The sequence below is a fragment of the Methanosarcina sp. genome, from assembly GCF_028693135.1.
Classification (GTDB): Archaea; Halobacteriota; Methanosarcinia; order Methanosarcinales; family Methanosarcinaceae; genus Methanosarcina.
Map to the genome: position 1 here is coordinate 36,893 of NZ_JAQUVZ010000011.1, position 13,133 is coordinate 50,025.

Here is a 13,133-nt window from a genome sequence, read left to right on the forward strand (position 1 = left end):
TTTTTTCCGAAAGAGCTTTTTTTGCCCTTTTTTCCCTATAAAAGCTTCATTTTCTATAACTCAGTTTTATTGTGGTCTTTTCTTCCGATTGGTATTTTATATGCAATCGTTTCTTCCTGATTTCCTCTTTCCTTTGATCTTTTTCAACAGGTCTTTAATCCTGCATATTCTTAGCAATATTTCTACCTATTGTTAATTTTAATTTATCTTACTTCTGGCTCACCCATCCCGGAATCTAACGATTTCAGCTCTGCCTGCAATTAGATTTTATACCTGCCTCAGCCGCTCTACCAGACCAATCCCTTTTTCGATCAGGTCGAACTGCTCAGCAATGCTGCGCGGGTTCTTTTCATCCTGAAGGGAAGCTGCTACACTGACCATCTTTTTAAAGAGAAGGTTTTCCAGCACTTCTCGGTCTCTATGAGCTGTAGAAACCGTGGATAGTCCCGTCCGTTTCCCTGCCCGAGCTGCGGGGACTTCAGTAACCGGTCTCCCTACCTCTTCAGCCTCATAAGGGGTCTCTGAAATCTCTTCTTCCGCAAACTGGAGAATTTCGTCTTCGCCCTCTTCAGCCTCCGGTGCTCTTTGCCCGATCCTCGATTTCGGTCTGCGTGCCTGGACTTTCTTTCTGGACTCTAAAGAGGATCTGTCTCTCTCAATAGAAGCTCTGGCTTCTGGAGCCTGGACTTCTGCCGCCGGTTCGGGAGCTGGAGTTTCTTCATTTTCTTCCCGGACATCACATATAGGGCAGATTACCGTGCCCTGGTAACGAAATTTTGGGGCTCCGCAGACTTTGCAGTGTTCGGCAAGCATTGTGCCTCCGAGTTCCAGGAAACGGGCTATTCGCTTTACTTTTTTGTCTTTGTCAGAATCCATATACCTAACCTTCCTTTTTGCACAGTTTCTCACTTATTTTATAAGATTTTTCCTGTAGCTCCCCCTATATGAAACTACCTTTGTCACGCACAAAATGTAAAACAGCCTGTACCCAGAAGCGCAAAGAGAAGACATTGACACAATCGGGCTCAAGGATCACCGATAATATTTTATATAACAAGCCTGTCTTACACTAATTTATAAGCTCTAATTTTTAATCATAATTGACTGCGAAGGTGATTCAAATGTCATCAAATGATTCAGCAGAAGTTATCAAACAATGTCTTCATGTCCTAGAAAGCATAACAAGTGACTCTTCAGTTCCAAGAAATATCAGGCGTTCCGTGAATGAAATCATAGATATCCTGAACAAAGACTCCGAACCTCTGTTCCTTAGAGCAGCATCAAGCATTTCCATTCTCGAAGATGTGAGCAACGACCCAAACCTTCCTCTGCACACAAGGACTCTGATTTGGAACCTTTCAAGCCAGCTTGAAACCATTCCAGTAGATGAGTAAAGTCAGAGAAAACAAAAGAATTGTTCTAATCCCGTAAAAAGGATTTTACCCGAGACTTCTTAAAGAAAGAATTTAGCCCTCGGGAAGAAAATACGCTCAGATTCGTTTCTTGAGACGCTTCTGTTAAAAATCCCGAACTTCATATTATTCTAAACTAAGAGCCTAAAGGAAGCGGCTTCGTAATTTATATAGTCGAATCCAACTGGTTTTAGAATAAACTTAGATAAGGGATACTGATAAGGTAAAAACCTTTTTCATTTTTTTGATATAACTGATGTGTTTTTTCGATATTGTTTCTATCTAGTCTCTACTCTATCTAGTCTCTATCTAGTCTCCATCTTTTTTCTCTGAATCGAATTTTAAAGTCATACTATGGCTATGACTTCAAAAGGGGAATAAATGTATAAAGTTTATGCGAGGAAAAAGAACCAAAAAGAGGGATAAAGATATAAATGACCTCCGAAGCATCTAATACAGACTAAAAAAATATAGAATAAAAAAATACAGAATAAAAAAATAACAAATTAAATGAGGTAACGGGTTCAGGATATAAATATAATAGAGTTAGAAGAGAATTTTGAGATAGAGGCATAAAAGCTCAAAAAAGCATATAAAAACCAAAAACACATCTAAATGCGTCAACTACCCGTCACTAAAGTGGCAGGCATGTAATAGTGCCCCGGTTGACCAGCCTGAGTCTTAATTGACTACGTTGGATATGTCATGATACATTTGGATGCTTCCTCAGTCCACTTCCCTATCGTGTAGCATTAAAAGTCCTGAGAGGTAGGGGCGGTGTGTTACACATAACAAGCATATCCAACATTGGCGAGAGGAGATACGAAAGTACGTTACCTGCGGAGGAAATTCGTTTCCAAAGCAGAGTGGAGAAATCCAAACATGAAAGGAATGCCAGAAAATTGACGGCATTCCTCTCATGACTAAAGTCAAAAGCATCCTGCCTTATTTTTTCGTGAAAAATAGAGAATAACATCAACTTCTCACGCTAAACAGGTTGTCCGACAATTCAATTTCAGGGCAAAAACATGTAAAAAATAAGGAATATAAAGCCTTTAAATCAAAAAAAAGGCATTTAGGTATTACAGAGAGTGATTGTAAGACCGCCTGTAAAGACTTGGGGGTTTTACACGTCTTTCTATAAAAATATAAAAAGCTTTCCGGGGGGCAAAAGTTATGCTGAAAGAAATTTCTATACGGATAAGGGAGAATTTCGAGGTTAAAGATAAGATCAGAGAAGAAGGACTGAAAATTTCAAGGGAAATTGTCAGGGAATGCCGGACAGCAAGCTTTGCCCTGCATGGGAAGGACTTTGAAAAAGCCGAAAACAGTATAGAGGCAGCTGGAAGAGCTTTAAAAAAGCTTGAATCCAGGTTCGAAGGACATGCTGACATTTACCACGCCGGATTTGTAGAACATGCCCAGCAGGAATATACGGAAGTTTCAATTCTCCACAGCCTTTTAAAAGACGAAGAAAAGACACAAAATATTCCGTCTCCGGATGAACTGAGAGTTGAGTATGCCGCCTATCTTAACGGGCTTGGAGATGTAGTGGGAGAACTAAGGAGGCATGTCCTTGACCTTATCAGGGAAGATTCCTTTGAAAAGGCCGAAGTATTTTTAGGGATCATGGAAAATATCCATGCAGTCCTTATGGACTTTGACTACCCTGACGCGATAACCGGCGGACTCAGGCGAAAGACCGATGTATCCCGCTCCCTTATAGAAAAAACACGTGGCGATGTGGTAAACTCAATTCAGCAGAAAAAGCTTGAGCTTGCAATGCAGAGCCTGAAATTCAGATTGTAAGACAAATTCAGATTGTAAGACAATTCTCTCCTTCAGCGTTGGCAGAGCTACAGACTGAGAAGGAGAGCTAAATAATTTTCACAATAACCACTAAAATCATTTACTATTTAGTGTAGTTACATTACAATTTAGCACTCAGATACCTGAAACCTATTATCCAATGCACTTCACCGGCCGCCAGGCAGTTCAACATGTGCATATAAACGATAAAACCTTAAGGGTCTGACAGATCCAGAATTCCAATAATCAGTTACAAGAGGATATCCATGAGATTTGATCCAGAAAAAATAAAAAAGGATGCAAAGGAGAATTTTGACCTTACCTGGAACGAGGGTAAAAAAATGGTCAAAACACCTACCCTTAACGAACGTTACCCAAGAACCACCCTGAGATACGGGAAAGCTCACCCGGTTTATGATACAATCCAGAAACTGAGGGAAGCCTATCTACGCATGGGTTTTGAAGAGATGATGAACCCTCTCATAGTTGATGAAAAAGAGGTTCACAAGCAGTTCGGAAGCGAAGCCCTCGCCGTCCTTGACCGCTGTTTCTATCTTGCAGGTCTGCCCCGCCCCAACGTAGGGATTTCTGATGAGCGGATTGCACAGGTAATAGAAATCCTTGGCGACGTAGGGGACGAAGGCATAGACAAAATCCGGAAAGTCCTGCACGCTTATAAAAAAGGGACGGTTGAAGGAGATGACCTTGTCCCAGAAATCTCAGCAGCTCTCGGAGTTTCGGATGCCCTTGTAGCCGACATGATTGAAAGGGTTTTTCCTGAATTCAAAGAGCTTATACCTCAGGCAAGCACAAAAACGCTGCGTAGCCACATGACAAGCGGCTGGTTCATTTCCCTCAGTTCCCTCCTTGAGAGAGAAGAACCACCATTCCACTTCTTCTCGATAGACCGCTGTTTCAGGCGGGAACAGCAGGAAGATGCTTCAAGGCTTATGACCTACTACTCGGCTTCCTGCGTTATCATGGACGAAGATGTGACCGTAGACCACGGAAAAGCCGTTGCTCAGGGACTCCTCTCCCAGTTCGGCTTTGAAAAGTTCCTCTTCAGGCCCGATGAAAAGCGCAGCAAGTACTATGTGCCTGACACCCAGATAGAGGTCTTTGCCTTCCACCCGAAACTGGTAGGTTCCAATTCAAAGTACTCTGACGGCTGGATCGAGGTTGCAACTTTCGGAATATACTCTCCAACAGCCCTTGCAGAATATGATATTCCATACCCTGTAATGAACCTCGGGCTTGGGGTCGAAAGGCTTGCCATGATCCTGCATGATGCCCCCGATGTACGCTCCCTTACCTATCCGCAGATTCCACAGTACAGCGAGTGGGAGATGCCTGACAGTGAACTTGCAAAGCAGGTCTTTGTAGACAGAATGCCTGAGACTCCAGAAGGGCAGGCAATTGCAGATGCCGTCGTTGCTCAGTGCGAACTGCACGGAGAAGAGCCAAGTCCCTGTGAGTTCCCTGCCTGGGAAGGGGAGGTTTGCGGGAGGAAAGTAAAAGTCTCCGTAATCGAACCAGAAGAGAATACAAAACTCTGCGGTCCTGCAGCCTTTAATGAGGTCGTTGCCTATCAGGGAGATATTCTGGGAATCCCGAATAACAAGAAATGGCAAAAAGCTTTTGAAAACCATTCTGCAAGGGCAGGCATACGTTTTATAGAGTCTTTTGCTGCCCAGGCTGCCCGGGAAATTGAAGAAGCTGCAATGTCCGGAGCAGATGAGCATATTGTCAGAGTAAGAATAGTCAAGGTTCCCTCTGAAGTCAACATTAAAATAGGCTCTACTATCCAGCGGTATATCACAGGCAAAAATAAAAAAATCGACATTAGAGGCCCGATTTTCACTTCCGTAAAAGCGAAATTCGAGTGAGATAAGCAGTGAACTACCACCAGCTAAAAAAGAGGAGAAGTTGACGGATTCATCCCACGCCTAAAAATCGTGGGTTTTCTCCTTTGTTTATCGTAAAAACAGGAATGGGCTGTATGCAAAGAAAAGAAGTACCGTTTTCAAGATACCCGGAACTTAAAAGGTTTATGGAAACTGGAGAACCTGTATGTGTAACCTTTGAGATAGAAGAAGGAAACGAAAAAGAAGAATTTCGGGGTTCAGTACCATTTCAGGATGCAGTACCATTCCGGGGAGCAGTGCCCAAAGAAAAAGTAGCCGGAAAAGGAAGTGAAGAGCTTCCTGAAAAATCCGGCTTTCTCTTTTGCGAACTTGTGCAGAAAGCGCGTATGGGAGAAAAGTTCCGAATTTCCGGACAGAGCTGTTCTCCCGGAGACTATGTCCTGGGCCTCTCTGAGAAAAGCCCTTCTGAATATTATCTTAAATCCGGAAGATACGGAAATATGCAGGCTGCAGAAAAAGCAGCCTTATCCCTTCCAAGATTTAAGAGAAAATTTTGCTCCGTAGTGATCGAACCTCTGTCCCTCAACAGAGGTAACTTTGATGTGTTGATTCTTTTCCTTAAACCTGAGAAAGCCATGCGTATTATCCAGGCAAATGCCTATTCAGAAGGAACAAGGACAGTAATAGACACAATGGGGGCAGCTTCAATCTGTGGAGATTGCACTGTACTGGCTCTTGAAAAGGGCATAGGCTTGTCTTTCGGGTGTAAGGGGTCAAGAAAACACAGCGGATATGAAGATTTTGAAGTTCCTCTTGGGATTGCTTTTGAAAAAGTCGAGGAAATTGAGGAAGGGCTTTCAAAACTTCCCGGAACAACTCATTAAGAGGCGCTGGATAAGAAATAACGAACTGAAAATTGCATACTGAAAAGTTTGGGTTGAAGAAAAAGTTAACTCTCCAGAAGGAAAAAATCAAATTCAAGGTTCAAGGTTTGCCAGGGTTCAACCTTTGCGCCTGTGCAGGTAATAAGCCAGACAAAAAACACCTAGAAAACCTGGAATACCCGGGGCTGGGGCATCCATTCCTTTCTTCTCATCCGTGATTACGGAAGATTTAACACCCTCCTGTACTCCATTGTCAACCTGCCCACTTTCAAAAGCTGATACTTTAGCAGACAGCGTATTTCCCTCAAAGAAACTATAAAAGGCAAAGATCAACAGTAAACATAAAGCAAAAATAAAAGGTTTTAGATCGGGCTTACTCATAGCCAACCCTCATTCTTGTATTTAATGGAAAGGTTTGAAAATAATTAAGGACATATTGGCATAGATAGAGATATACTTTATGGAAACAATATATTGAAGACTGGTCCGGGCAAATTACCCATAACTCTTTCCAGAGAATGTTCCGGAGAATAACTTTCAGAAAAGAGAGTAAAATAAGGCAATAAATAAGGCAATAAATAAGGCAATAAATAAGGTAATGTCTGCCGGAGATTGCATACATGCTCCGGAAACGGGTACTTGTCATCTTTTTGTTAGATTATTTTATCGAATAAGTCTACTACACTTTCCAGTCCGACAGCTTTTAATTGATCCGGAGAAACAACTGCAACGGTTCCCAGAAGAAAAATAAGGACGAGAGCAAAGACAAAAGTCTTCAGTAAAAATGATCCAGCTGAAAAACGCTTTTTATGTTTGCTGTCATCAACTTCTTCTTCCATCCCTTGATATTTTACTTTTACACTTGACCAATCAGCGATATCTTTTTTTGCTTTACCTGAAGGGTCTTCGTCCTCAGAATCCTGTTTATTTCCGGAATAAACATATTTGGACCAGTCAATAGTTTCAGATTCGGAAGAGGAATTGGGCTGGCCAGAGCTAAGGGGGTCACTGGAAGATTTGAAAGAAACAAAGGAAATAGTAGTCGATCTAAAGGGAGATTTAGAGCCTGAAGGCATATCGGGCATATCTGGAACCTGAGATTCCTGGTTAGATCCCGGAGAATTTACAGAAGTAGCAGAAAGTTCAGTTACCTTTTCCTCTGGCGGCAAGGACATATCATATTCTTTTCTTTTTAGAGGGTCTTTGAGAGTTTCGTAAGCCTCTTTGACTTTTATGAATTTTTCATGGGCATCAGGGGACTTAGCTCTGTCCGGATGATATTTTTTTGCAAAATTGTGATACTTGTCTTCTATCTCCTCAGGACTTGCACCTCGGGGGACATCAAACAACTGATAATAGTCCACTACTTTTCACCCTCTGAACCTGTCTGTCTGTTATTGAGCCGTTAACCGATTAAGCAATTAATCGTTGAGACCTTCTGGCCTTTCTATAGTAACACTTCGCATGATTCCGGTTCCAAGGTCTTTGGCTGTAGCATTTATTATTCCGTTAGCGTCAATGTCAAAAGTAACCTCTATACGCGGAACGCCCTTTGGGGCAGAGGGGATATTATCAAGAACAAGCATTCCTAAGGTAACATTTTTTGATGCAGTTCGTTCCTCTCCCTGAAGGATTTTTCCTCTAACGACCCTCTGATTATCGTAATGTGTGGTAAAGACTTTACTATTTCTTGTGGGAATTGTTGTATTCTTTGGAATTACTGGCGCCATCAAATCTCCCACGGTTTCAAACCCGAGTGTAAGAGAGGTTACGTCAAGAAGCACAAGGTTGCCCGCGTCAAGCTCTTCCCTGGTAGACTTAAGATATTCGCGTCCAAGGATTCCTGCCTGAACAGCAGCCCCCATTGCTACCACTTCGTCAGGATTAAGGTTCTGAAGAGCCTTTTTTCCCATGAACTCTTCTACAGCTTTCACTACAGCAGGTATTCTGGTAGAGCCCCCCACAAAAACAACGTCATCAATTTTTTCAGGAGTGAGCTTTGCATCCTCCAGGGTTTTTTCCATAATTGATAAAGTTTTCGTAACAAGATCCTCTGTCATTATGTCGAACTGTTCTCTTGTAATATCTATGTCCAGGGTTTTACTTTCAAAAATATAGGGCAGGTTAACATTTGAAGTTGTGAGGGTGGACAGGTCAATTTTGCAGCGTTCTGCAGCCTCCTTAATGCGCTGCATCGCCTGCGGCATATCTGAGAGGTCTTTGCCTTCAGCCTTCTGGAACTCGGCAAGTAGATATTCAACAATCCGGCTGTCGAAATCATCGCCGCCTAGTTGGGTGTCTCCGCTGGTAGCCAGTACTTCGAATATTCCGCTTTTAATCTTAAGAATTGAAACATCAAAAGTACCGCCCCCTAGATCATAAACCAGAACTTTTCGGTTATCAATCCCGTCTTTCAGACCGTAAGCGAGTGCAGCTGCGGTAGGTTCGTTTATGACTCTAAGTACTTCCAGCCCTGCAATTTCGCCTGCCTTTTTTGTTGCAAAGCGTTGAGAATCATTAAAGTAAGCAGGGACAGTAATTACCGCTTTTTCAACGGCATCCCCTAAATATTTCTCCGCGTCCTGTTTTAGTTTTAGAAGGATCTTTGCAGAAATTCCATGAGGAGTATATTGCTCATTATTCAGTGTCACCCTGTAATCGGGTTTCCCCATATGCCTCTTTATAGATTGGACAGTATTCTCATGGTTGGAAATCATCTGCCTTTTGGCAAGGTCTCCTACAAGTAACTCATTTTTCTTAGAAAAACCTACAACTGAAGGCGTAAGCCTTTTTCCTTCGGAATTGGTAATGACCTTGGGTTCACCAAGTTCAATTATCGCCATACAAGAATTGGTGGTTCCCAGATCGATGCCCAGTACTTTTCCTTTAATATTTGCCGTTGGCGCACCCCCAAATATTTCATAATGTGCCCAAGAGATATTAAGTTTGTTAACACAGTCATAATATATAGTGATTTAGATTACAGAGATAGAGAAAATATGTAAATATAATATTTAGAGAGATATAGAACAAACTCTTTCATATTATTTAGTAATACAAAGGAGATTGGATTAAAAAAAGTTTTCGCTTGAGAGAAATAATCTAGCGTCAAAATCTGAACTCATTTCAAAGAAGAAGAAGAAGCAAAGCATGAAGAAGAAGCAAAGCATTAAGAAGGACCACATAAGTCACAAAAGCATAGAAAAAATAGATGGAAGCACATTTTACCATCCCCTTCGATATTTTTTGTAGTTACCGAAAACGTAGAATTAAGTGAATTAAATATTTACACGAGATTAAATATGTATACCATGGCAAACAGTCATAGAATATGTATGAAATCGCGAGAACTAATAAATTAAAATATTTTTAAAGAAGAGTGAAGTAAGGTTGCATAAGAGTTGATGCAAAAAAGCCTAATGTTTGTGTTTGTCCAGATAGAGAAATAAATATATCTTTGCTTCCGTTTATTGTCCTTATTTATTTTTATCGTTTGGTTTTATCGTTTGGTTTTCTGCTTTATTTCCAGTTAATTTTCCGCGTTATTTGCTTCGGTAATCTGGAAAAAGATTGACTGCTAAAGTATATATTCAGTCTTTTTAACCTGGTTATCCAGTTTTTTAAATCTGGTATTTTCTGTTAAAAAAATACGGTATAAAACGAGTTCATCTCAGGCTGTTCTTTAAAGGAAACAAATACCAAAGCACACTTATTACAGAGAGACCGACGGGATGATTTTATATAGAAGTACAAACATGTAAAATGCGATTTTAATTACATAGCTATTCCAAATTCACACTAATGGAGGATTTAAATTATGGCAGGACAGCCAATATTCATTTTGAAAGAAGGAAGTAAGAGAACCAGAGGCAGAGATGCCCAGAGTAACAACATTATGGCTGCAAAGGCAGTAGCCGAAGCAGTTAGAACCACCCTTGGTCCCAAAGGTATGGACAAGATGCTCGTGGATTCCATGGGCGACGTGGTCATCACAAACGACGGGGCAACCATTCTCAAAGAGATGGACATCGAACACCCTGCAGCAAAGATGGTGGTAGAAGTAGCCAAGACCCAGGACGATGAAGTGGGAGACGGAACTACCAGTGCAGCTGTTGTCGCCGGTGAGCTCTTAAAGAAAGCTGAGGACTTAATCGAACAGGAAATTCACCCGACAATCATTGCATCCGGATACAGGCTTGCAGCCGAAAAAGCTATTGAAGTCCTTAACTCCCTGGCAATGAGTGTGGATATGTCTAACCGTAACCTGCTGGTCAGCATCGCCGAAACCGCCATGACCGGAAAAGGTGCAGAGGCCTCCAAGAGACTCCTCTCCGAAATTGCTGTAGATGCTGTTACAAGCGTTGTGGACACAAACGAAAAGAAGAAGACAGTGGACAGGGACAACATCAGCGTTGTCAAGAAAGTAGGTGGCAGAGTCGAGGATTCCGAGCTTATTAAGGGCATGATCATTGACAAGGAAAGAATCCACGCCAACATGCCTGAGAAAGTCAAGGACGCAAAGCTTCTCCTCCTTAACGCTGCAATCGAACTCAAAGACACTGAAGTAGACGCCGAAATCTCAATAACTTCTCCTGACCAGCTCCAGTCCTTCCTTGACCAGGAAGAACAGATGCTCAAAAAGATCGTCCAGAAAGTAATCGGCAGCGGTGCAAACGTTGTCTTCTGCCAGAAGGGCATTGAAGACCTTGCCCAGCACTACCTCGCAAAGGCAGGCATCTTTGCTATCCGCAGAGTCAAAAAGAGCGACATGGAAAAGCTCGCAAGAGCAACAGGCGGCAAACTCATCACCAACATGGATGAAGTCACCCCCGAAGACCTCGGATACGCAGGGCTCGTGGAAGAGAAGAAGGTTGGCGGCGACAACATGACCTTTGTCACAGGTTGCAACAACCCGAAAGCTGTTACCATCCTCCTGCGCGGCGGCACAGAACATGTGGTTGACAGCATCACCAGCGCCCTTGAAGACGCTCTCCGCGTAGTAGGCGTTGCAATCGAAGACGAAAAGCTCGTTGCAGGCGGCGGCTCCCCTGAAGTTGAGGTTGCCCTCAGACTCCAGGAATACGCAGCAACCCTCGAAGGAAGGGAACAGCTTGCGGTTAAGGCCTATGCCGAAGCCCTCGAAGTCATCCCCAGAACCCTTGCAGAAAACGCAGGTCTCGACCCCATCGACATGCTCATGGAGCTGCGCTCCCAGCACGAGAAAGGCATGAAGACCGCAGGGCTTGATGTCTATGAAGGAAAGGTCGTTGACATGTGGAAGAACTTTGTAGTCGAACCCCTCAGAGTCAAGACCCAGGTCATCAATGCAGCCACCGAGTCTGCAGTCATGATCCTCAGGATCGACGACATCATAGCTTCTACCCGTGCAGCCCCTGGACCAGAAGAAATGGGCGGAATGCCCCCAGGAATGGGCGGAATGCCCCCAGGAATGGGCGGAATGCCCCCAGGAATGATGTAAATTCCTGAAAAATAAGGTAAAACCGAAAAGTGATTGAATCAGAAAGAGGTGCAGTTTTTACTGCTCCTTTTTTAAAGTTCAATCAGGAAATATTCTAAGCCTGAAAACCTGTTTCCGGCCTCTCACCGGAAAAGCCATGTGAATCTCCGTTCACTTATTATTTTTCAGGCTTCTTTTCAGGTTTTTCAAATAATCAGACTATTTTTGCAACAAACGTCTTATAGACGAATTTATAAAAAAATTTATAAAAAAGTTTGTAAAAAAGTTTGTAAAAGAATTCGTAAAAGAATTTTTTGCGAATTAAATCTGTTTTCAGCCTTTTTTAAGGCAGTTAAGGATGTCCTCAGCCTCATATCTTGTTTTTATTATCCGTGTCCTGCCTCGTTTACCCTTTCCTGTAAAGTCAGCGTCCACATAGTTGAGAGTCTGAAGCCTGTTGACCATGCCGTAAAAACGGGTGTATCCGAGCTCTGTCAGCTCGTGGAAGGATTTGTAGAGTTCTCCGGCCTTAACATCATCTGTCCTTGCTATCAGTTCAAGCAGCTGTTTTTCAGGGCCTGAGAGGAGGCTTATACCCCTGCACAGATGGAGAAGTTTGGAAGCCTCGTAGGCTTTTTCCACATCTTCAGATAAAATCATACGGTTTCCCCTGCGTTCGGCGTTGAAACCCGAACGTCTTAGAAGATCGATTCCGACCCTCATATCTCCTGTTTTTTCCACATACGAAACAACAAGTTCCAGCACTTCGTCAGAGATTACTTTCGGGTAAAAGCCGTACCTGACCCTGTCCTTAAGGATGTCCAGAATCTCTGCCTCCCCATACCTTGGAGAGGATATTTCTTCAGGCAGGAAAACAGAGTTGACCCTTGCGTCCAGGCAATAAAGGTCAGATGCGTTGTTGACGATCCCGATAACCCCTATCTTTGCTCCGGGATACTGCTCGTGAGCCCTGAGAAGGGAATACATCACTTCATTGGCATGCCCCTCACAGCAGAGATAATTAAGGTCGTCCAGCGCCACAATCAAAACTTTTTCCGAAGAGACTAGGAAATTTACAACGGTTTCAAAGAGTTTCCGAAAAGCAATCCCGGAATTCGGAGGAGATATCCCGAAAAGCTGCCTGTAAATCCTGGAAATTACGGCAAAACGTGTGGAATCAATCTGGCAGTTGACCTTTACAGCCAAGATCCCTGAAGCATGAGCCTCAACTTCCCTGAAAACCTTCATAACCGCACTGGTCTTCCCTGTTCCTGGAGGTCCGACCAGCAAACAATTTAAAGGCCGCATGCCGCGCAGGGCCGGTTTGAGCGCAAACCTGAGCGCATTTAACTGTGAATCCCTGTGGGGGAAATATTCCGGGAGATAATCAGGCTCAAGTACCGAAAGGTCCTTAAAGAGGGTTTCGTCCCAGAGTAATATATCGTTGCCTGTCAAGGAAACTTACTCCTTTGCTATTGATGTATCCTTTATAATGTATCCTTTTGCTGCTGTATTTTTGTTACGGGATTTTTTGCAACTGCTGGATACTACTGGTTGAGTGCTGGCTTGTAAAAGTATGTTTGAATGGCTGGATCTCAATCGAATGAGGCAATAGGTCAAACTCCCGCCTTGATATAAATAAGCTAAATTTTTGGTAAATATATCGATTGCTCTGTTTAAATTTTTAATAAATATGTTTTATTAC

Annotated in this window: 10 protein-coding genes; 5 read left to right on the plus strand and 5 right to left on the minus strand. The window is 42.8% G+C overall.

Features of this window, described 5'->3' with window-relative positions; genetic code table 11:
- Positions 1–267 precede the first annotated feature (267 nt).
- On the minus strand, positions 268–876 hold the full coding sequence (locus PHF18_RS07435; RefSeq protein WP_300100535.1) for an Sjogren's syndrome/scleroderma autoantigen 1 family protein: 609 nt from the start codon (positions 874–876) through the stop codon (positions 268–270).
- Positions 877–1,121: 245 nt separating this feature from the next.
- Between PHF18_RS07435 and PHF18_RS07440 the strand changes: the two genes are divergently transcribed.
- The 4 genes from PHF18_RS07440 to PHF18_RS07455 all read left to right on the plus strand — a co-directional run bounded on the left by PHF18_RS07440 (position 1,122) and on the right by PHF18_RS07455 (position 5,970).
- On the plus strand, positions 1,122–1,394 hold the full coding sequence (locus PHF18_RS07440) for a UPF0147 family protein (RefSeq protein WP_048135465.1): 273 nt from the start codon (positions 1,122–1,124) through the stop codon (positions 1,392–1,394).
- A gap of 1,194 nt (positions 1,395–2,588) precedes the next feature.
- Complete coding sequence (locus tag PHF18_RS07445; RefSeq protein WP_300100547.1) at positions 2,589–3,221, plus strand: haloacid dehalogenase; 633 nt, start codon at positions 2,589–2,591, stop codon at positions 3,219–3,221.
- Positions 3,222–3,487: 266 nt separating this feature from the next.
- Entirely contained in the window at positions 3,488–5,107 is a 1,620-nt protein-coding gene (gene sepS / locus PHF18_RS07450) for an O-phosphoserine--tRNA ligase (protein ID WP_300100550.1), read from the plus strand.
- An 83-nt stretch (positions 5,108–5,190) separates the two neighbouring features.
- Positions 5,191–5,970: a DUF169 domain-containing protein gene (locus PHF18_RS07455; protein WP_300100552.1), complete on the plus strand. Its 780-nt coding sequence runs from the start codon at positions 5,191–5,193 to the stop codon at positions 5,968–5,970.
- Between the two features lie 117 nt (positions 5,971–6,087).
- On the opposite strand, the gene PHF18_RS07460 is transcribed toward PHF18_RS07455, so the two are convergent.
- The 3 genes from PHF18_RS07460 to dnaK form a co-directional block, all read right to left on the minus strand.
- Positions 6,088–6,351, minus strand: coding sequence for a hypothetical protein (locus PHF18_RS07460; protein ID WP_300100555.1), 264 nt, complete (start codon positions 6,349–6,351; stop codon positions 6,088–6,090).
- 272 nt (positions 6,352–6,623) lie between these two features.
- On the minus strand, positions 6,624–7,334 hold the full coding sequence (locus PHF18_RS07465; RefSeq protein ID WP_300100557.1) for a DnaJ domain-containing protein: 711 nt from the start codon (positions 7,332–7,334) through the stop codon (positions 6,624–6,626).
- Between the two features lie 57 nt (positions 7,335–7,391).
- Positions 7,392–8,909 (minus strand): molecular chaperone DnaK, encoded by a 1,518-nt coding sequence (gene dnaK / locus PHF18_RS07470; RefSeq protein WP_367279166.1) that lies wholly within the window; start codon positions 8,907–8,909, stop codon positions 7,392–7,394.
- An 878-nt stretch (positions 8,910–9,787) separates the two neighbouring features.
- Between dnaK and thsA the strand changes: the two genes are divergently transcribed.
- Positions 9,788–11,449, plus strand: coding sequence for a thermosome subunit alpha (gene thsA / locus PHF18_RS07475; protein ID WP_300100560.1), 1,662 nt, complete (start codon positions 9,788–9,790; stop codon positions 11,447–11,449).
- A gap of 312 nt (positions 11,450–11,761) precedes the next feature.
- Here thsA and PHF18_RS07480 read toward each other — a convergent pair whose 3' ends face one another.
- A complete protein-coding gene (locus PHF18_RS07480; protein WP_300100562.1) occupies positions 11,762–12,883 on the minus strand; it encodes an ORC1-type DNA replication protein in 1,122 nt (373 codons plus the stop codon).
- Positions 12,884–13,133 lie beyond the last annotated feature (250 nt).

Bases quoted from the DNA above. Each gene is read 5' to 3' on its own strand.
- PHF18_RS07435 (WP_300100535.1), bottom strand. From the start codon at position 876: ATGGATTCTGACAAAGACAAAAAAGTAAAGCGAATAGCCCGTTTCCTG.
- PHF18_RS07445 (WP_300100547.1), top strand. From the start codon at position 2,589: ATGCTGAAAGAAATTTCTATACGGATAAGGGAGAATTTCGAGGTTAAA.
- sepS (WP_300100550.1), top strand. From the start codon at position 3,488: ATGAGATTTGATCCAGAAAAAATAAAAAAGGATGCAAAGGAGAATTTT.
- PHF18_RS07440 (WP_048135465.1), top strand. From the start codon at position 1,122: ATGTCATCAAATGATTCAGCAGAAGTTATCAAACAATGTCTTCATGTC.
- PHF18_RS07460 (WP_300100555.1), bottom strand. From the start codon at position 6,351: ATGAGTAAGCCCGATCTAAAACCTTTTATTTTTGCTTTATGTTTACTG.
- thsA (WP_300100560.1), top strand. From the start codon at position 9,788: ATGGCAGGACAGCCAATATTCATTTTGAAAGAAGGAAGTAAGAGAACC.